Consider the following 19403-nt stretch of genomic DNA (forward strand, 5'->3'; position numbering starts at 1 on the left):
TTATCTGAGATATTTTCGTTTATTTTTTCTTTTGATTCTGGAATAATTAGTCTGTTTGCTGTTTTCGTCCTCAGAAATTACACTTATATTTCCGTCAACTTCGAGAATCGATAATTTTACATTTTTAATTCCGTCTACACCGTGTTCTCTGATGGCTTCCTGAAGTTCGTCTTTAGTGATTTTAACCTCATCTAAAGACTTCTCATCGATTACTCCGTCTCTGATTAAAATGACGGGATCATCCTCCAAAAAACTTTCGAATTTTCGATTGGAAAACATTAATCTTTTAACGATAAAATTTGCAACAAAAAGAACCAAAGCCGCGATCAATCCACCCTGAAGAGACGTATCTTGCCCTACCATTGCGTTCTGAACCGCATTTGAAATCAATAACAACAAAACCACATCTCCCGCATTGAGCTGAGAAAGCTGATTTTTACCAAACAAACGGATGGCAACGACCATAAAAAGGTAGACGCAAAGCGAGCGTACAACGACATCAAGAATGGGATTCACAATAGTTTTATTATACTATCAAATGTATTAATTTTTGTGATGATTCCGGAAATTAGATGGTAGAAATTGGAATTTAGTTTTATTAACTGTTTTAAGTCTAGAGGAATTGATGCTATTGCTTTTAATGCAATGTCTGCAAGTTTTATTGATGTTGAATTTTTCTCCCACAGATTTCTCAGATCTGCACAGATGATTGTTGTTTTGGTTGAGTGAAAAATCTTTTATTTTTTAAGCTTAAATTAAAAAGAATTGAAATCATACATTTTCTGATTCCGAACTGAGATTAATTATAAATAAAAAACCGCCTTATAAAAAAGCGGTTTGAATCATTAAGGACATTGTGCAATCGGAACGGTGCTGCAAACTGTTTTGTTTAGCCTTTCGCAGTAAACGCAGTATTGTTTTGGTTGTCCGCCGTACACTGATTTTAACTCTGTTTTGTTTAGTTTCTTTAAATTTTTCATATCGTTTTAATTTTTGTGACTTAAATTTAAAACGAAAATTATTCTCAATTATTACAAATTTATCTTTAAAATTTTCACGATTTACACCTAAAAAAAGAAAACCACACAGAATCTGCATGGCTTTATATAAAAGATTTTATGAATATTATCTGTTGTTAATTTCCACCGTTACAGGCATTACATAGGTATAAGCAACCATATTATCATTTACTTTTTTGCGGTCTACTCTATAATCGAGCTCGCTTAAAACAGTTTCAATTTCTTTGCTTACGCTTTTGCAGTCTCCGTTGGAATGAACATTTACAATTTTTCCGTTTTTTGCAATATCAAATTTCACTACCGAATTCACCGTTCCTTGTTTATAATCAACGTTGGTAAGGTCGAAATTCTCCATCAGTCGGCTTCTTATATCATTAAAGGTATCATTTTTAGTCAACTGAATTTCCTCAATCGTATTATTTGTAGTTTGCGCTTTCGCAGTATTCATTACAGAAGCAAATCCAAAAACGAAAAGTGAAGCAACTAATATTTGAATTTTATTTTTCATAACTCTTTGGTTTTAAATGTTATATTAAACTTATTTTGTATCTCTTAACCAAAGATATATAAAATTATTTACATTAATTTCATATACAGTTAACATTGGGTTAACATTGAATATTAAAACATTGATTATCAACGAAGTAAAATTTTAAAGTTTTTGAAAATTTAATATTGGGATTTATATTTGAGCAAAAAAAAGGCTAAACTTTGTCGGTTTAGCCATATATTCTAAAATTATAATCCTTCTATAATTCTTTTACTTTCTATTTCTTCAATAATAAAAATTATTTGTTTTGTCCTGGAGCAAAAGGTCTGGCAGATTTTGTACCATAAATCTTTTTAGCTTGTCCTGGTGGAATCGATTTCGAATTCGAACTTCTTACACTAGTTGCTGATCTCACTTCGCAAGAAATAAAATTAAGTGAAAAAATAACAATTGCTAAATAAATCTTAAGTGATTTCATATAATTTTTTATTAAAGCATCACAAATATGGTACCAATTACAATTCCCTCTTCAAAAACTTCCCAGTCAAACTCTTCTTAGACTTCACAATTTCCTCAGGCGTTCCCTGCGCAATAATTTGTCCGCCGTGTTTTCCGCCTTCCGGACCAACATCGATAACATGATCTGCAAGTTTAATCACATCCATATTATGTTCAATGATGATGAATGAATTTCCTAATTCCACCAATTTATTAATCGCTTCCATCAGGATTTTTACGTCTTCAAAATGAAGTCCCGTTGTTGGTTCATCAAGAATGTATAATGTGTTTCCGGTTTGTCTTTTTGCTAATTCTGTTGCTAACTTGATACGTTGCGCTTCCCCACCGGAAAGCGTTGTCGACTGTTGTCCCATCGTAATATATCCCAAACCGACATCCTGCAAAGTTTTCACTCTAGCAAAAATCTTAGGAATCGGCTGGAAGAAATCTACCGCTTCATCAATCGTCATCTCCAATACATCGGAAATCGATTTTCCTTTGTAGCGAACTTCCAGTGTTTCTCTGTTGAAACGTTTTCCGTTACAAGTCTCACAATGAACGTAAACATCCGGTAAAAAGTTCATTTCAATAACTTTCAAACCGCCTCCCTGACAAGTTTCGCATCTTCCGCCTTTTACATTGAAAGAGAATCTTCCGGGTTTGTAACCACGGATTTTACTTTCCGGCAATTCTGCAAAAAGGTTTCTGATATCTGTAAACATTCCTGTGTATGTTGCAGGATTCGAACGAGGTGTTCTCCCGATCGGCGTTTGATCTACGTCTACAATTTTATCAATATTATCAAGACCTTCGATTTTTTTGTAAGGTAAAGGCTCCTGAACCGCTCTGTAAAAATGTTTATTAAGAATCGGATACAACGTTCCGTTAATCAGAGAAGATTTTCCGCTTCCTGAAATTCCTGAAACGACCACCAATTTTCCAAGTGGAATATCTAATGTTACATTCTTAAGATTGTTTCCTGTAGCGCCTTTTAACAATATATTTTTACCATTTCCGGCTCTTCTTACTTCCGGAATGGCGATTTTTCTTTTTCCATTAATGTATTGAGCGGTAATTGTATCAGCTTTCAACAAGTCTTTCGGTTTTCCCTGCCAAAGAATTTCTCCACCGAATTTCCCGGCTCTCGGACCAATATCCAACACCTCATCGGCTTCAAGAATCATGTCTTTGTCGTGTTCTACAACGATAACAGAGTTTCCGATGTCACGAAGATTTTTTAATGATTTGATTAATCTTTCATTATCTCTTTGGTGAAGTCCGATACTTGGTTCATCCAAAATATACAATACATTTACCAGTTGAGAACCGATCTGTGTCGCCAGACGAATTCTTTGAGACTCCCCTCCTGAAAGCGTTCTCGAACTTCTGCTCAAACTTAAATAATCCAACCCTACATCCAGTAAAAACTGAAGACGGGTTTCGATTTCCTTTAAAATTTCGTGAGCGATGATTTTATTTTTCTCAGAGAATTTATCTTTAATATCGGCTAACCATTCTTTTAAATCTGATAAACTCAAACCATTAACCTCAGCAATATTTTTACCGTCTATTTTAAAACTTAAACTTGAAGGCTGCAAACGCGTTCCTTTACATTCCGGACAAGTTTCTTCTGTCGTGAAATGTCTTTCCAGCAAAATCGCTTCATAAGATTCTCTTTCCTCGATCAATTCTTCCATAAAAGGAATCAAACCATCAAAACTGATTTTAATTTTTTTGGTAATTCCTGCGTATTTCAGATCTTTATTAAATTCTTTGTTACAGCCGTTGTACATGTAATCCAACGCTTCTTCCGGAATATCTTTAAATGGAGTTGCCAATCCTAATCCGAAAATTTCAAGAATATTTTTAATCTGAGCTAAAATCCATTTGTTAGATTTAAGATCTTCCAAAGGCAACAAACCTCCCTGATTGATCGACAATTTCGGATTTTCAACAAAATAATCAGTATTGATTTTCTTTATTGTTCCTAAACCTTTACAGCTCGGGCAGCTTCCTTTCGGAGAGTTAAACGAAAAAGTATTCGGTTCAGGTAACGCCAATGAATGACCAGTTTCTGCATCCATCAAATTTTTAGAAAAATATTCAATCTCCTTACTTCCCAGTTTTTGAATTCCGATCAGTCCTTCTCCCATGTCCGTTGCTGTACGCAACGATTTTTCCATTCTGCCTTCAGAGGCACTTTCCCCGATGATCCAACGGTCGATTACGATATCGATGTCGTGGGTTTTGTAACGGTCAAGCTTTAAATCATATTCAATATCCTGCAATTCACCATCAATTCTTGCCTGTCCATACCCTTTCTTCGCCATTTGCACAAAAAGCTCGTGGTAATGCCCTTTTCTGGAACGTACAACAGGCGCCATCAACATGATCTTTTCGCCTTTATAATTTTCTTTGATCGTATTAAGGATCTGATCTTCCGTGTAGCTTACCAATTTCTGCCCTGTCGTCTGAGAATACGCATCTGAAACTCTGGCAAACAAAAGACGCAGATAATCGTACAGTTCCGTCACCGTTCCTACGGTTGAACGAGGGTTTTTATTGGTTGTTTTCTGTTCGATGGCAATTACAGGAGACAATCCTTCAATTTTATCGACATCAGGACGTTCCAGACCACCCAAAAACTGCCTTGCATACGCAGAAAACGTTTCGATATAACGACGCTGTCCTTCCGCAAAAATAGTATCAAAAGCCAATGACGATTTCCCGCTTCCCGAAAGACCGGTAATTACGACCAATTCGTTGCGCGGAATTTTGACATTAATGTTTTTAAGATTATGTTCTCTCGCTCCGTAAACTTCTATATATTCTGTTGACTTACTCATAATTTGGTGTGATTCTACCTGAAAATCACGATGTGCAAAATTACGGAATTTTATGGAATTTTTCGTGTTAAAAAGTGATAGACATTTTGGATCTATTTAATCATGAAAGACATAAAGTTTTTATTTTAAATTGAATTTTTAAACTTAATAAATCTTTACATGGTTTTATTTAATCAGATCCTTCGACATCTCCTATTTACGTTTAATCAAAATTTAATTAAATTTACACTTCATAAAACCACAACCATGAACAGACTGCGGGAACATATCGAGGCAATAACTCCAATTACGGATGAAGAATTTGAGTACATTCAAACGTTCTTTACTCTTAAAAAAGTTCGTAAAAATCAGTTTCTGATTCATGAAGGAGATGAAGTGAAACACGAATTCCTAGCTTTGGACGGAATTTATAAGGTTTTTTATATCGATGAAAGCGGTAAAGAGCACATCTTGCAGTTCGCAAAAAAGAATTGGTGGATGTCCGATTATATAGGATTTTTTAAACAAACCAATTCTAAAATGTTTGTAGAATGCCTGAAAGACGGTGAAGTAGTAAGTCTTACATTACAGGGAAGAGAAAAACTGGCTTCGGAGTTTCATAAGATGGATCATTTCTTTAGAGTGAAACTTACTAATGGTTATATTGCCTTACAACAAAGAATAATCCTTTTATTATCGAGTACTCCTCAACAACGATATGAAGAGTTTTCAAAATTATATCCTGACCTCATCTCACAAATTCCTAAAAAATACGTCGCAGAATATCTTGGAGTAAGCAGAGAAACGCTAAGCAGACTATACTCAAATAATAAATAATCTAAATTCAGACTGAAAATATTTTTGTCAATATATATTATTTTAAACGCAATGCCCGCAAGGTTTTATTAATCATTAATTTTTATTTTTCCGCTCGCAAAGGCTGATTGCGATTATAGCTGAGTGAAACGCCCTTGCGAACGAAAATATTTTCAAGTTTAATTAAAAAAACTTTTGCGATCATAGCGTTTAAGATTTTCTTATCCTAAATTGAAGTTAAATAGAATGTGTGATTCAGATCACACTTTTTTTGTGACTTCACTCCTTCTGTTGAGACATGGATTCGACATACATTTGCTATAGAAATTAAAAACAATTTCAAAAGATCAAACAAAATATTTAATTAACTAAAAAATTTAATGTCATGAATCCAAAAGTATTAATCATTGTATCCAATGCCAATTCAATCGGACCAAACCACAGAAGAACAGGAACTTTTTTATCTGAAGTAGCGCATCCTTACGCAGAATTTGAAAAAGCAGGTTATGATGTAACATTTACAAGTTTAACAGGTGAATCGCCATTTTTAGATGCTTTAAACTTAGCCGATGATCCGGATAATTTGAAATTCTTAACAGGAAAAGGTTGGGAAGGAATGCATAATGCAGGAAAGCTATCTGATGTAAATATTGATGATTACGACGCGGTTTTCGTTCCCGGAGGAATTGCTCCGATGGCGGATATGCCGGAAGCTCCCGAACTTAAAAAAGTTCTTGCAAGATTTTATGACACGGGTCGCGTTGTCGGTGCGGTTTGTCACGGTCCTGTTTCTCTTTTAAATGTAAAACTGAGCGACGGAACTTATATCGTGAATGGTAAAAATATTACGTCTTTCACGACTGAAGAAGAAGATAACTACGCAAGACCGGATGTTCCTTTCGATTTGCAGACGGCTTTGACTGAGCAAGGCGCTATTTTTCATGCAGCGGAACCTTGGTCTGCAAACAGCATTGCGGACGGAAATCTTGTAACAGGTCAGAATCCGGCTTCTGCAAAAGGTGTGGGTGAAAAAATCGTAGCTCTTTTGGAAGCTAAAAAGGCTTAATTTAATTTTAAAATTTAAAAAATGGATCAAAACGCTGTATTTGTTCACGCCAAATGGCAGGTGAAAGAAGGAAAACTGGATGCTGTTCTTCAATTAATGAAAGAAGCCGGAGAAAAAAGCACTCAGGAAGAGGGAAATTTGTTTTATAAGCTGCATCAAAGTCAACAAGACCAGAACACTATTGTTTTATATGAAGGCTATGTAAATGCAGATGCCGTGGAAACGCACCGGAATTCTGAACATTTCAAAAGTATCGTTTTGGAACAGGTTGTTCCGTTACTGGAAGATAGAGAAGTGATTCTTATGAATCGGTTATTTTAATAGATGTTTTTAATGAATTTCGGGCAAACCTTTGGTTTGCCCGAAATTTTTATATTTGTCTAAACTGAAATATGCAAGAGCTTTTCACAGTGTCATCTTGAGCAAAGTCGAAGGATTTTTAAAATTTAAAATCATTTTAATTATCCGGGAAATCCGAATCTTCATTCGTGATTTTCACAAGATATTCGATTCCGTCGATGGCTTTTAAAATAATCTGATTTCTGAGAATATTTGCCATATTTTCCCAATAAACCCTTCCGTAGAAAGAATAATTCTGCGGAATAATCTCCACCTCAACGGTTCTGATGAAACCTTCTTTCGGTTTATTGCTAATCATCGTTCCTCGCGTGACTCTTACGTCTTTCAATTCGTCTTTCAATACCATTCTGCAATAGTTTTTCACATCTTCCAGAGAAATAATTTTATCTCTCGTCGTCAAAGCGTATTTGTAAGCCTGAATGCTGTCGGTTCCTTTTTGTTCTTCCGCGCCGCCAATTGTTTCTGTCAAAAGAATCAGCATCTGTGATTTTAATTGGTTTGAAAGTTCTGTTCCGGGGCGCATATGATTTGCCAGCGTAGAATGCGTGATCCAAAATGAAGCGTAGGTATGATCTGTTTTCTCGACAGGTTCCATGATGACGTAGTTCAGCTCTTGTTTAATGCTTCTTTTCGCATTATTCACTTTCTGAACCATCGATTTCATTTTATCGGACATTTCGCTTAGAACGCCTTTCACATTATCTCGGTTTAATAAAGAAAATGCAGCAATTTCATCTCTCGTTAATTCCAGAACATTCGCGATCATATCGACTGCATTTCTGTTGGTGAAACGCTCCATTCCGCCTTTTCTTACGGTGTACAATCCTTTTCGTAAATCATCATTTGGCGTAAAAGGAATTTCGGTGTATCGTCTTCCGTCTCCGTCCTGAACCTCATCAACGTATAAAAAATGTTCGCCTTCATCGGTTACGAGAGGAATATTATTTCCCATAATGTCTAAACTGTATTCCGTTTTCTTCCAACCTCGGTTATAAATCGGAAAAGCATTTAATACAAAAGAAAAATTATCTAAAATCTCAGCCGAAAACTGTGGTGGAAACTCGAAAGTCAGCCATAAATAACGCTTTCCGTCGATATATTTTGTAATTTCTTCTTTATAATCAACAAAATCCAGATTTTCGGGAAGCTTTCCGTGTTCTGAAAATAAGGAATTTGAAATCCCGCTTACTTCGATAAATTTATGATTATAAATACTTTTTACATCTTCAATCAGTTTATTTTGAATGGATTGTTCACGGAACATCTGTTCGTATCCATCGGCTTGTGTATTTTTATAATAGGTTAAACCTTCTTTTATAAATAACGGATTTCCATTGCTTGAAACCGTGATGTAAGGCAACAATTTATAGGTAAAATCCAAATGTTCAAACGCCGGATTTGAGCAATAAATACTTAAATTTTTAGGAAAAGTTTCATTTGAATATTTTGTAACATCAATTCCGATCGTTACTTTTCTGTAATCTTCCGGTTTTCCCTGAAATCTTGCAATAGGAATTTTATTAAGCCTGTCATCAACGCTGTAGCAAGTATTTCCTACAAACATAATGGAAGTCTGAACTTTATTAATTCTGACATTCCCAATCGGCGTAAAAGGAATATTGATTTGTTTATCCGACTCCGATTTTATCGTGGAAGTCATCTGTTTTCTGAAAAAGAATTCTGTGTGCTCCAGTAAAATTTCAGATGATTCGTAAGGCTGCGTAAATGCGATTGCGTGAGACGGAATCGGGTGTGTATAAATGGAAGGCGTCAATAATTTTGCCAGCTTTTCTAAAATTCTGGCGTTGACGGTTTGTATTTCGTTATTCGCTTTGAAAACTTCTGTGCTGAATGCATCGATCAATAATTTAACGAAAGGATCAAGCGATTGCGGACTTTTCAATCCCCAAACTTTGGTCGCATTCTGAAGCATTCTTGCTTTTACGGATTCTTTGGAATATATATTTTGGTCTAAGTTCATAAGTTTTGGTTACAGTTTAAAGGAATTAATCGATCGACATCGGGCTCAGAAACAGCTCTGTAGAAAAGCTGAAACGTTCTCCCGAATCTTCCATTTTGGCATTGATTCCGATTCTTACTTTCTTTTTGATTTCGGTATGTTCTTTTGTGTCGTAGTTGTGCTCTACAATCTGGATGTATGCTTCAATCTGCGGCTGAACAATTCGGGGTTCGTATTCCTGTATCTGTCTTTTTAAACTTTTTATGAAAACATTTTCCCAAACGGCGCTTGTAACTCCGTTATCGAATTCGAGATTCCAAACGTCGTTTCCGTAATTTTCATCATATCTGTTTTCGCCTTTTTTTGTTGTGATCAGCAACATAATGTTGTGGGCAATACTTTCACCCATGTCGCAGGTGTCTATACTTCCACCCTCCGTCATTAATGTTGATGGTACAAAAGGCATTCTGTAATTTGGTGTGTCCATGATTCAGCTTCTTTATTTTTACTTCATAGTATGGTTTGTGTAAACGAAATACCAAATTAAGCATTTTCAAATAATAAAATGTTATATGAAATTAAATTATGCGAAAGTATTGTGTAAATGTTTTGAGAACTTACATTTCTAATACTATTTATTTTTTATTGACGTTTAATTTTTAGCGATGTCCTGCTAAGGCTCTCGAAGCATCTTTAAGTTTCCATAAAGTTTGTCGTTCCGTAGCAATTCAGGCGCGAATCTTTTCTTATTACTTTCTAAATACTGTGCTTAGATTCCTATGGGAATGACAAACTCTGTGTTATTTCCCAGTGTTGAAATGAATGACAACTTTCTAGCCCCGATTGTAGCGACATCCTTTTTTTGCGCTGGATAAAAGCGTTGGCAAAAAAGATACAGTGGAAAGCGGGAAACAGCTCCAAAAAAAATGAATAATAAATAATTGGTAATGAGTAATAAAAAAGCTGCCCGACTCAGTCAGACAGCTTTTGAAATTTATTCTTCTATTTTCTTGTTTCGATTGATAAAATAATAGACCGGAAGTCCGAGCAGAAACCATTACGAATCCTGGCCAAGTGTACTGTTGTTTGTAAATTAAAAGTAAAATACAGAAACCTGTTCCGATTAATAAATAAATGATGGGTGTAACCGGATATAACCAGGTTTTGTAAGGTCTTTCTAAATTCGGTTGTTTTATCCTTAAATAAATAACTCCGAAAACCGTAATCATGTAAAATAATACGATTACGAATGAGATCATATCTAAAAGATTGCCGTATTGACCGCTTAAACATAGGATAGAAGCCCAAAGTCCCTGCATCCATAGTGCATTGGCGGGAACTTCGTTTTTGTTGTTTTTTTCGGCTTGTTTGAAGAACATTCCGTCTTTTGCCATGGTTTGGAAAACCCTTGCTCCTGCTAAAATTAATCCGTTGTTACATCCGAAAGTAGAAACCATTACCAAAACAGCGATAATCACCGTTCCTGCGCTTCCGAAAATAAAGTGCGAAGCTGCAACCGCTACCCGATCATTTTCTGCAAAGGCGATCGAGTCTCTGTCTAAAGCATTTAAATACACATAATTCACGGCGATATATAAAATCATTACGGCTGTAGTTCCGTAGATCATTGATTTTACAACGTTTTTCTTTGGGTTTTCAATTTCACCCGACACGAAAGTTACACTTTCCCAAGCTACAGAACTGAAAACAGAACCAACCATTGCTGCAGCAATTCCACCAAGCAAAGTCATTCCACCGATGGGTTCCCAACCTTCTTTCAGGAAATTCCCAAGATCATCTTTTTTAAGGTTATTAAAAGAATCATATCCTAAACTGAAATTTTCAGCCAAATGAGAAAAATCAACCAAAATAAATCCGGCAGCAATTAAGCCTATTATGGCGATGATTTTAGAACCCGTAAAAACATTCTGTAATATTTTACCGCTTTCTACTCCTCTTGTGTTAAGTTGCGTCAATAAAATGATAGTACCGATCGCTAAAATCTGAATCCATGTAATTTTAAATTCTCCACTCTGGAAAATGGGAGCTGCATCATTTAAAGCAGGAACCAAATAGGCTGTAAATTTTCCGAAAGCCATGGCAACTGCTGCAATTGTTCCTGTCTGGATCACCGTAAACAATCCCCATCCGTAAAGGAAGCCCATCTTTTTACCGAAGATTTCTTTAAGATAAGTGTATTGTCCGCCCGCTTTTGGAAACAATGCTGAAAGCTCGCCATAACTGATTGCCGCAGCAACGGTCATAATTCCTGTGATTATCCAAACGACGATCAACCAGTATCCTGAACCGAGATTTCGCATCATATCGGCGCTTACAATGAAAATTCCACTACCGATCATTGACCCCATTACGAGCATAATGGCGTCCCAAAGTTTTAATTTTTTTTGCATAGTTGAGTATAGGCCTCAAATATAAATAAATATAAGATTGATTTTTTATTTTGTTGAAATTAAGGAAGAGAATTCTTTGTTGGAAATCGCAAAGATGCAAAGGTTTTTAATATTCAGATTGTTTTTAAGGCGCAAGAAAATCAAGATTTTCAGCAAATATTTACTACAAAAAAGCTTTACAAATTTTATCACCGAAAAATCTTTGCGCATTTAAAACAGTTTATTTTATGATAATTTGCGCCTTTGCGATTTACCAAGAAGAAAAAATTCAATATTTATTTAAAATGAATGTAAGCACGATAAAACCTCACCTGTTTTTTATCAAGTTTTTACCTATTTCTGATTCAATAATTATTAGTAATTTTGGAAAAAATAGTAATAATGAAATTCAAGGCGATATTATTTGCAGTAGCGGTAAGTGCATCCACTTTAGCTTTTGCCCAGGAAACTAAAAAATTCGGACCTCCTGCAGGAAATGCATTGGTAGGTGATACATACGGAAGTGCTGTAGCTTCAGGAACAGAATCTAAAGCGATCTCAGTAGATAAATTAAGCAAAAAGCTTAAAAAAGACAATAAAAAAGTAGAAAACGTAGCGGTAAAAGGAAAAGTAACAGACGTTTGCGATAAAAAAGGATGTTGGTTGACGATCCAAACTGAAGACAATTCTCAGTTTTTCGTGAAAATGAAAGATTATGCTTTCTTCGTTCCGACGGCTTTGAAAGGTAAAACTGTTGTTTTAGACGGAACCGCTGAAAGAAAAGTAACTTCTATCGACGAGCAAAAACATTATGCTGAAGATGCTAAAAAACCTCAAGCTGAAATCGATGCGATCACGACTCCGAAAGAAGAAATCAGATTTGTAGCGAACGGAATTAAAGTAGTGAACTAATTTTTTTGTCATTATGAATAAAGGGAAGAATCTTTTTAAATTTCTCCTTTCTTCGCAATAACATTTATACAAAACAAAAGCGGAACATTTCAATTGGTTCCGCTTTTTTATTTTTAGTCTTCTATTTTGAAATTTACTTCTGCATCAAGTTTCGGATATTTATTTGCCGAAACAAATTTCTTTCCGGTACAGTCGATTTCCAGCCAGCCTTTCTTTTGCTTTACATCTCCTACTTCCATTACAAAAGGAACAAAAGATATTTCGTCTTTTCCTTCTTCCCTCATTTCTCTGTATTGAACGGCGACATCCAAAATACATTCGTGATCGGTATTTAATTTTACATTTCTATAAACGATATCGTAATGCGTTTCTCTGTTTTCAGGAATATCGAGATATGTTTCCCAACCTTCAATATCAGAATTTAATTTGCGGATTGCTTTCAATGCATAATACAATGCGATCGTATAATATTTTCTCGTTCCTTTTCTCGTATAGTCGTCTACAAAATGTCCGCCTTCAAAAAGAATCGTCGGCATTCCGGCTTTGATGAAATTATCGCCAGTAGAAGTCGGATAAAATTCATCAGAATATCTCCCGATCTGATTGGGGATTAATTCCTTCAAATGATTATACACTTCCGCAATTACCGCCATACATTTTTTGCGGTTATCCGTAACTGTTCTTTCGTAATCTTCGGACGGCGCCAAAAAAGAAAGTGTCGCCGGATGAATTCCGTCTGTTGTAAAAATTGTTCTCTGCTCGTGAAGATTTAGAGCATAATCATATTTTTTTGAAGCGGCCGCACTTTTCAGGAATTTTATCTCCTTACTCGATTCGTTGTGGAAGTCTCTGTTCAAATCGATATCGACTGCGTTCAGTCTTGTCCATCTTTCCGAACCGTCGGGATTTAACATAAAAATAAAATCGAGCTTTATCTTAGTCAATAATTCTTCCTTCAATTCCGGAGCTTTATCTAGAGTCATCAGCAAATCGAGCATCGCATGCGTTGCGTTCGATTCGTTTCCGTGCATTTGCGACCACGCAAGAATATTTATGTCTCCGGTTCCGACTGTCAATTTAAAAATAGGTTTTTCTAAATACGATTTTCCGATCTCCTGAATATGATCGCTGAGATTTGTCTGTAAGTAAGAAAATAATTTTTCAGGAGAAATATAACGATTTGGGAAATCGAGGTTCTGCTGATAAAGCTGTTCAAAGTTCATTGTTTGCTAGTTTACAAGAGTCAAATTTAATGATTTTTTGAGGAAAAATAAAATTTACATTTGTAATTGTATTAAACATTGTCAACTGCCAAAATGTCTGTGGATAAAATTGTGGATTGATAATAATTAAATGCAATGTATTTAAATATATAATAGTCAATAACTTATAAAATTTATCTAAACACATATTGTAACATTACTTTAAGTGGAAAACTACCTGTTTATTGGTATTTAGGAGTAATTTTATTAAACATTCCGAATGTGGAAAACTATGCAGATAATTACCGTATACAAATGTAAATTAGTCTAATTTTTAATTCTATTTGTAAAATTATTTACATTTTCAAGCTGAATTTAATAATGTAAACTGCTATAATTAGTACTTTATCTAAAACAACTGAAGTATACAAAATAGCACCAAAAAGTAGCTTAGAAGTCGTTTTATTATTGTTTTTTACAATCTTAAACGCCCTATTTATGCGTATTTAAGAGGCTTATCAGACATTTAAGTGATCTTCTACTCCATATTGTACTATCAGTAAGATAAACCTCTGCAAAAATAACTTTATTAGACAAATCTGGACATTTATTCAGAATAACTTATCCATAAGTTATCGACGTTATGATCTATTCAATACAGAATTTTAATGGTTGATTGTGGATAAACTTTTGTAAAATATTAGTCATTTATTTAGTTTAATATATAAATACTTGTATTTTAGCTGTTTATATAGTTTACATTTGTATTACACTTCTATTTACATTTGTTTATTAATGTAATTTGCATTTGTAAATTAATTTATTTACATTTGTAACATCATTAAGAACTACTTTTATGAGTTTAAACGAGAGAATTTCCAAAGTTATAGAGTATTCCCATCTTACCTCTTCTGAATTTGCAGACGAGATAGATGTTCAAAGGTCTTCTATTTCCCACATCACTTCGGGAAGGAATAAACCGTCTCTTGAATTTATCATAAAAATAAAATCGCGTTTCCCGGAGATTCTTTGGGATTGGTTGGTAACCGGTGAAGGTGAAATGCTGAAGTCTGCTCTTCCGGAAACGAAAATATCCGAAGAGAAAACGGAGGAGATTTTCGAAGACGAAAAATCGAAGACGACTTCTCTACCCGATCTTTTTACGATGATAAATAACGATGAAGATTTTGGAACGGAAGAAACTGAAATTGAACCGCCAAAAACGCCTTCTCCAGAATCATTTATATCCAATCAAAGTACAGCGCAGCCAAAAATATCCGATTCTCAGCGATTAGAAAATTCTAATGAACAAATCGTAAGCCAAGCTATTGGAAATCAACAAAGTAAAATAAAACGTATCGTCATTTTCTACGAAAACGGGAAATTCGAAAGTTTTGAGCCATAAAAAAACCTGATCAAAGAAAAATGATCAGGTTAAAAATATTTGAAGAAAAAAACTAAAAGCTTATTGCTTTATAAGTTTTGCAATTTTTGTAAGCTCGCTGCTTTTTATTTTTAAAATATAATTTCCTTTTACTAAATCTGAAACATTATATTCTTCGGAACCTTTTAAAGTTTTTACAATTTTACCGGACATATCCAGAATTTCAACTTCAGTAATTTTAATTTTTTCAGGATTATTAATCTTGAAAACATCTTTTACAGGATTAGGATATACCTGCATCCTGTTATCATACTGCATCACTTCTTTTGTACCCAAACCTGTATTGGTAAACGTAATAATGAAAGGCATATCCATCGGATAATCTTGTGCAGTTGCCGGGTTTCCATCATCAATTAACGGGATCCAAGTTCCTCCAATAGCATCATTTTGTTTAGCATTCCATCCCGCTAATCCTCTTGTTCCTGGGATTGTTACAGCTGGAAGGAAACCTGCATTTGCTGCCGTTACATTTTGTAATTGATATTTAACCCAATATGTTCCGCCTGTTAAAGTAACTGGTGTAGACGCTGTAGTTTTCCAAATTCTTCGTGTTGTTCCGGGAAGTGAAGAGGCTGTTGGTACCTGACTGTTAAAAATTCTATACATATTAGCATCTACACTTGCACTGAATCTGTTGGTAGTATCATTTCCAAAGACGCTCACAGCTCCTGTTACCGAAGGATCTGAGCTAAAAATATTGACTCTTACCGTATTAAACGGAGAAGTAAGTCCTGTATATCCCGTTTGATAAGCAAAAAAATCAATCGCTGTTATATTCCAGATCTGACCTGTCGGAATGGTGAAGTCATCGGCAATAAAAAAACTTGCCGCTGCAGAGCTGAAAGTTCCTCCATATCCTGCGCTTGTGTTTGATTCTGTGGTATTTCCTGTATTATTCTGAACTTCAGACCATGTATATCCAGCTGGTGCGGCTGTACCACTTTTAGCAGTGGCTCCTGTACTTAAACCTCCATTGTTAAAGGTTTGTGCAAATGTAGAGTTTGCTATTAATAGTATAGCAATGAATAAAGTTTTTCTCATATCTAAATTTTTCTTGGTTTTAATCAAAAGTAATAAATTAACATGAAATTAACAATATAAAATGTATTTATTTAAACATTAATTAATATAATAGATATAAAATAATTATTATCAATATATGATATAGAGATTTATTACAAAAAAAGCCTCACAAAAAATTTGTAAGGCTGTTCTATTTAAATAAAAAAATTACTTATTATTTTTTCTTCTTTTCAGTTCTTTACCAATGAGACCAAGCTCTCTTCCGGTCTGTCCCGCAACAGAAGTATTTTCCTGAGCTCTTCTTGTAAGATACGGAACCACATCTTTTACAGGTCCGTATGGAAGATATTTTGCTGCGTTATAGCCTTTATCAGACAAATAGAATGTGATATTATCGCTCATTCCGTACAATTGCCCAAAATAGACATGAGGATTGCCGTTTTCAAGACCTGCAGATTTCATTTTATCCATTACCAATTCCGAAGAAATCTCGTTGTGAGTCCCGAAAAATGCCGAAACTTTATCCAGATGATTCATTACAAAATCAATTCCTGCATCGTAGTTTTTGTCTGAAGATTCTTTGTTCGGCTGAATCGGATCTGCATAACCTTTTTCCGCTGCTCTGGCTCTTTCTTTTTCCATATAAGCGCCACGAACGATTTTATAACCGATAAAATATCCTTTCTCTCTGGCTCTTTGAAGATGCCCTTCCATATATTCCAATCTTCCGGTTCTGTACATTTGAATGGTATTCCAAACGATAGGTTTTTCACGATTGTATTTCTCCATCATTTCTTCGCAAAGGTGATCTGCTGCATCCTGCATCCAGGTTTCTTCTGCATCTACCATTACTTTTTTGTCATTTTCATGGCATAATTTACACACTTCATCAAACCTTTTTACCACTCTTTCCCATTCTTCTTTCTGGCTTGAAGTAAGTTCTGTGTTTTTTCCGACCGCTTCATACAGATCAATTCTACCAAAAGCAGTAGGTTTAAAAACGATAAAAGGAATCGCAGGATTTCCCACAGAAAATCTCACAATATCTTTGATCTCTTTGCAAACGGCGTCAAAAGTTGCTTCATCTTCCTTACCTTCAATAGAATAGTCGAAAATACTTCCAACTCCTCTTTTGAAAAGCTGCTTCACTACTTTCATACTTTCTTCACGCGTTTCACCACCGCAAAACTGCGCAAACAAAGTGTTCTTTACAATTCCGGTAACGAATGGGAAATTATTATGAATAGAAAAATTAAGAACAGAAGTTCCTACTTTTGTAAGTGAAGGCTGCTCGATCATCTTGAACATCCAATACGCTTTTCTTAACTGTGCATCAGATTTGTCTGCAAATGCGACTTTAGTATCGTTAAAAATGGGCATTACTATTATATAAATTTAAGGTTTGGCAAAGGTAAGAAAATGTAAGGTTTTTTTGAGAAATTTTTCTACAATTTACCTTCCAATCCGTTTAAAAGCATGGCAATAATTCCTACGAAAACCCAAAATCTTAAAATATTAAGGGTCATAAATTTACTTCTCCTCGAATGATTTAGAAGAAGATAAATGCAAAGAATAAAAACAAATAATCCGCCTGCAAAGTAATAAGCCATGAATCCTGAAATCCCTGTTTTAAGGATCAGTTTCATGGAAACAGCCATTGTGATTATTAATAAAGAAATGATAATTCCTTTGGTTGTTTTATTTTTAAAATAATTCGGAATTGTAATATATCCGAAAGCTTTATCAACACTTTTCGTCAATGTATCTTTCACAATATCAATACATAAAAGAATTAAAAAAAGGAAAATTGCCATCAATAAAACCTTTTTGGAAAAAGTTTCGTAATAGACCATCATTCCGAAAAACGGGTATAAAGTAAGGCTGACAAAAGTGAGATTATTTAAAATTAAAATCCGGCTTAATTTATGGCTGTAAAACCACATAAAGAATTGATAAACAACAAAGAAAGCAAATACATTATGTGAAATCATCCATGCAACTCCTAAAGAAATCACACTTAAAATCAAATAAACGTATAAAAAATATTTTTGCTTAATGAAGCTTTGAAGTCTCGTTCTGAAAGGTTTTACAACATGATCTTTCTCAAAATCATAAAACTGATTGATAATTCCTCCTGCCAAAATCGTCAAAACGGTACAGAAAATAATGCCGTGAACTTTAAAATCGAAGACAAATTTCCTGAAATTTTCATCCTGATTGAACAGGAAAAATGTGGAAACATACAACGCAAAAGTAAGCAGAACGGCAATAAAAAAGCGAGCTCCCAAAAGAAAGCCCACAAATTGTGAAAATCTATAAAAAAAAGATTTTTGTATATAATTTTTCTGTTGGAAGGTTTCTTTTTCAGAATTCATTCACAACAACTTTTAGAATCTGTAAATCACTTCTTTATGGAAACCGTCAAGCATTTTTTCTGCTTTTTCGTAATCTTTGGTGAAACCTAAAATATAACCGCCACCGCCGCTTCCGCAGAGTTTTAAGTAATACGCATTAGAATCCAGTCCTTTTTTCCAGATATTGAAAATACTTTCCGGAATCATCGGACGGAAATGTTCGTACGCCCAGTGTGAAAGTTTTTTAAGATTTCTGAAGAAAGGATTCATATCTTTTTTCAGGAAAGACTCAATACAAGCATTATTATAGCGAATAAACTCTTCTTTCAGCGTTTTTCTGAAACCTTCGGTCTTCATTTTTTCAAAGAAAATCTGAATCATTGGTCCTGTTTCGCCTGTAATTCCTGAATCGATCAAGAAAATAGCGCCTTTTCCTTCTTCACCATCCGGAATAGAAACTCTGTCTAAATTCTCTTTATTTTCAATTAAAATAGGAAGATTCATGTAGCAGATCAACGGATCCATTCCTGAGCTTTTTCCGTGGAAATAGCTTTCCATTTCTCCAAAAACAGCCTTCAGATTTTTTAAATTATCTTTAGAAATATTTTCAGGATCATGTTTTTTTAAAGAATATTTTTCGAAAATTGCAGCTACCAAAGCTCCAGAAACTTCCCACTCCATATCCTTGCGGAATATTAGAATCAAAGAAAAGTCCGTTTGAAATATCTTGTTTGAATTTTTTTACGTCTAGCCTAAAATCATCGGAAAGATTGAGATCTGCAAGATAATCAGAATATTTCTGCAGGTGTCCGTTTGATTTTTTTTCGAATTCGGACTCCGACTCAGAGAACTTTAAAGTTCCTTTGTAAAAGCTGTATGGAACTACAAGACCTTGTGAGTCTTCGATCATTCCATATTCTCCGAAAAGAATTATTTTAGCATAAAATAGAGGGTTCGTCATGTTGACAATAAATTTTTTGCAAATTTAAAAATTATTCCGCTCAATATAAGCAAAATTCGCGCCGAATTCTACCTATTTTAATA

The 19403-nt window shown here is 34.6% G+C and carries 15 protein-coding genes and 2 pseudogenes; 5 read left to right on the forward strand and 12 right to left on the reverse strand.

Features of this window, described 5'->3' with window-relative positions; genetic code table 11:
* The 4 genes from J3D55_RS14040 to uvrA form a co-directional block, all read right to left on the reverse strand.
* Window positions 1–516, reverse strand: a complete 516-nt coding sequence (locus J3D55_RS14040; RefSeq protein ID WP_259132039.1) for a DUF421 domain-containing protein — start codon at window positions 514–516, stop codon at window positions 1–3.
* 329 nt (window positions 517–845) lie between these two features.
* A complete protein-coding gene (locus J3D55_RS14045) occupies window positions 846–980 on the reverse strand; it encodes a bacteriocin-like protein (protein ID WP_081986875.1) in 135 nt (44 codons plus the stop codon).
* A 145-nt stretch (window positions 981–1125) separates the two neighbouring features.
* Complete coding sequence (locus J3D55_RS14050) at window positions 1126–1527, reverse strand: hypothetical protein (RefSeq protein WP_259132042.1); 402 nt, start codon at window positions 1525–1527, stop codon at window positions 1126–1128.
* Between the two features lie 497 nt (window positions 1528–2024).
* A complete protein-coding gene (uvrA, locus tag J3D55_RS14055; protein ID WP_259132044.1) occupies window positions 2025–4853 on the reverse strand; it encodes an excinuclease ABC subunit UvrA in 2829 nt (942 codons plus the stop codon).
* A 246-nt stretch (window positions 4854–5099) separates the two neighbouring features.
* Between uvrA and J3D55_RS14060 the strand changes: the two genes are divergently transcribed.
* From J3D55_RS14060 to J3D55_RS14070, 3 genes are all read left to right on the forward strand, one after another.
* Window positions 5100–5669: a Crp/Fnr family transcriptional regulator gene (locus tag J3D55_RS14060; RefSeq protein ID WP_259132047.1), complete on the forward strand. Its 570-nt coding sequence runs from the start codon at window positions 5100–5102 to the stop codon at window positions 5667–5669.
* Window positions 5670–6033: 364 nt separating this feature from the next.
* Window positions 6034–6714 (forward strand): type 1 glutamine amidotransferase domain-containing protein, encoded by a 681-nt coding sequence (locus J3D55_RS14065; RefSeq protein WP_259132050.1) that lies wholly within the window; start codon window positions 6034–6036, stop codon window positions 6712–6714.
* 21 nt (window positions 6715–6735) lie between these two features.
* Window positions 6736–7035 (forward strand): putative quinol monooxygenase, encoded by a 300-nt coding sequence (locus tag J3D55_RS14070; protein WP_259132052.1) that lies wholly within the window; start codon window positions 6736–6738, stop codon window positions 7033–7035.
* 136 nt (window positions 7036–7171) lie between these two features.
* Here the strand turns inward: J3D55_RS14070 and J3D55_RS14075 are convergent, their stop codons facing one another.
* The 3 genes and pseudogenes from J3D55_RS14075 to J3D55_RS14085 all read right to left on the reverse strand — a co-directional run bounded on the left by J3D55_RS14075 (window position 7172) and on the right by J3D55_RS14085 (window position 11445).
* Complete coding sequence (locus tag J3D55_RS14075) at window positions 7172–9055, reverse strand: type VI secretion system baseplate subunit TssF (protein WP_259132054.1); 1884 nt, start codon at window positions 9053–9055, stop codon at window positions 7172–7174.
* Window positions 9056–9080: 25 nt separating this feature from the next.
* Window positions 9081–9521, reverse strand: coding sequence for a GPW/gp25 family protein (locus J3D55_RS14080; protein WP_259132056.1), 441 nt, complete (start codon window positions 9519–9521; stop codon window positions 9081–9083).
* Window positions 9522–10028: 507 nt separating this feature from the next.
* Window positions 10029–11445 (reverse strand): annotated as a pseudogene (locus J3D55_RS14085) (APC family permease).
* 381 nt (window positions 11446–11826) lie between these two features.
* On the opposite strand from J3D55_RS14085, the gene J3D55_RS14090 reads away from it, so the two are divergent.
* Entirely contained in the window at window positions 11827–12336 is a 510-nt protein-coding gene (locus tag J3D55_RS14090) for a DUF4920 domain-containing protein (RefSeq protein WP_259132058.1), read from the forward strand.
* 113 nt (window positions 12337–12449) lie between these two features.
* On the opposite strand, the gene J3D55_RS14095 is transcribed toward J3D55_RS14090, so the two are convergent.
* Window positions 12450–13559: a M14 family zinc carboxypeptidase gene (locus tag J3D55_RS14095; RefSeq protein WP_259132060.1), complete on the reverse strand. Its 1110-nt coding sequence runs from the start codon at window positions 13557–13559 to the stop codon at window positions 12450–12452.
* 835 nt (window positions 13560–14394) lie between these two features.
* Here J3D55_RS14095 and J3D55_RS14100 point away from each other — a divergent pair.
* The gene (locus J3D55_RS14100) at window positions 14395–14943 is read left to right on the forward strand and encodes a helix-turn-helix transcriptional regulator (RefSeq protein WP_259132061.1); all 549 of its coding nucleotides are present in this window, start codon (window positions 14395–14397) and stop codon (window positions 14941–14943) included.
* A gap of 60 nt (window positions 14944–15003) precedes the next feature.
* Here J3D55_RS14100 and J3D55_RS14105 read toward each other — a convergent pair whose 3' ends face one another.
* The 4 genes and pseudogenes from J3D55_RS14105 to J3D55_RS14120 form a co-directional block, all read right to left on the reverse strand.
* Window positions 15004–16023, reverse strand: coding sequence for a T9SS type A sorting domain-containing protein (locus tag J3D55_RS14105; protein WP_259132063.1), 1020 nt, complete (start codon window positions 16021–16023; stop codon window positions 15004–15006).
* A 189-nt stretch (window positions 16024–16212) separates the two neighbouring features.
* Entirely contained in the window at window positions 16213–17385 is a 1173-nt protein-coding gene (locus J3D55_RS14110; protein WP_259132064.1) for a proline dehydrogenase family protein, read from the reverse strand.
* A 65-nt stretch (window positions 17386–17450) separates the two neighbouring features.
* On the reverse strand, window positions 17451–18380 hold the full coding sequence (locus J3D55_RS14115) for a UbiA family prenyltransferase (RefSeq protein WP_259132066.1): 930 nt from the start codon (window positions 18378–18380) through the stop codon (window positions 17451–17453).
* A gap of 12 nt (window positions 18381–18392) precedes the next feature.
* Window positions 18393–19320: pseudogene (locus J3D55_RS14120) on the reverse strand (mevalonate kinase family protein).
* Window positions 19321–19403: the final 83 nt, after the last annotated feature.

Source organism: Chryseobacterium ginsenosidimutans (genome assembly GCF_024807225.1).
GTDB lineage: Bacteria > Bacteroidota > Bacteroidia > Flavobacteriales > Weeksellaceae > Chryseobacterium > Chryseobacterium ginsenosidimutans.

Excerpts from the sequence above, each read along its gene's own strand:
- J3D55_RS14045 (WP_081986875.1), bottom strand. The coding sequence starts at position 980 with ATGAAAAATTTAAAGAAACTAAACAAAACAGAGTTAAAATCAGTGTAC.
- J3D55_RS14050 (WP_259132042.1), bottom strand. The coding sequence starts at position 1,527 with ATGAAAAATAAAATTCAAATATTAGTTGCTTCACTTTTCGTTTTTGGA.
- uvrA (WP_259132044.1), bottom strand. The coding sequence starts at position 4,853 with ATGAGTAAGTCAACAGAATATATAGAAGTTTACGGAGCGAGAGAACAT.
- J3D55_RS14060 (WP_259132047.1), top strand. The coding sequence starts at position 5,100 with ATGAACAGACTGCGGGAACATATCGAGGCAATAACTCCAATTACGGAT.
- J3D55_RS14065 (WP_259132050.1), top strand. The coding sequence starts at position 6,034 with ATGAATCCAAAAGTATTAATCATTGTATCCAATGCCAATTCAATCGGA.
- J3D55_RS14070 (WP_259132052.1), top strand. The coding sequence starts at position 6,736 with ATGGATCAAAACGCTGTATTTGTTCACGCCAAATGGCAGGTGAAAGAA.
- J3D55_RS14075 (WP_259132054.1), bottom strand. The coding sequence starts at position 9,055 with ATGAACTTAGACCAAAATATATATTCCAAAGAATCCGTAAAAGCAAGA.
- J3D55_RS14080 (WP_259132056.1), bottom strand. The coding sequence starts at position 9,521 with ATGGACACACCAAATTACAGAATGCCTTTTGTACCATCAACATTAATG.
- J3D55_RS14090 (WP_259132058.1), top strand. The coding sequence starts at position 11,827 with ATGAAATTCAAGGCGATATTATTTGCAGTAGCGGTAAGTGCATCCACT.
- J3D55_RS14095 (WP_259132060.1), bottom strand. The coding sequence starts at position 13,559 with ATGAACTTTGAACAGCTTTATCAGCAGAACCTCGATTTCCCAAATCGT.
- J3D55_RS14100 (WP_259132061.1), top strand. The coding sequence starts at position 14,395 with ATGAGTTTAAACGAGAGAATTTCCAAAGTTATAGAGTATTCCCATCTT.
- J3D55_RS14105 (WP_259132063.1), bottom strand. The coding sequence starts at position 16,023 with ATGAGAAAAACTTTATTCATTGCTATACTATTAATAGCAAACTCTACA.
- J3D55_RS14110 (WP_259132064.1), bottom strand. The coding sequence starts at position 17,385 with ATGCCCATTTTTAACGATACTAAAGTCGCATTTGCAGACAAATCTGAT.
- J3D55_RS14115 (WP_259132066.1), bottom strand. The coding sequence starts at position 18,380 with ATGAATTCTGAAAAAGAAACCTTCCAACAGAAAAATTATATACAAAAA.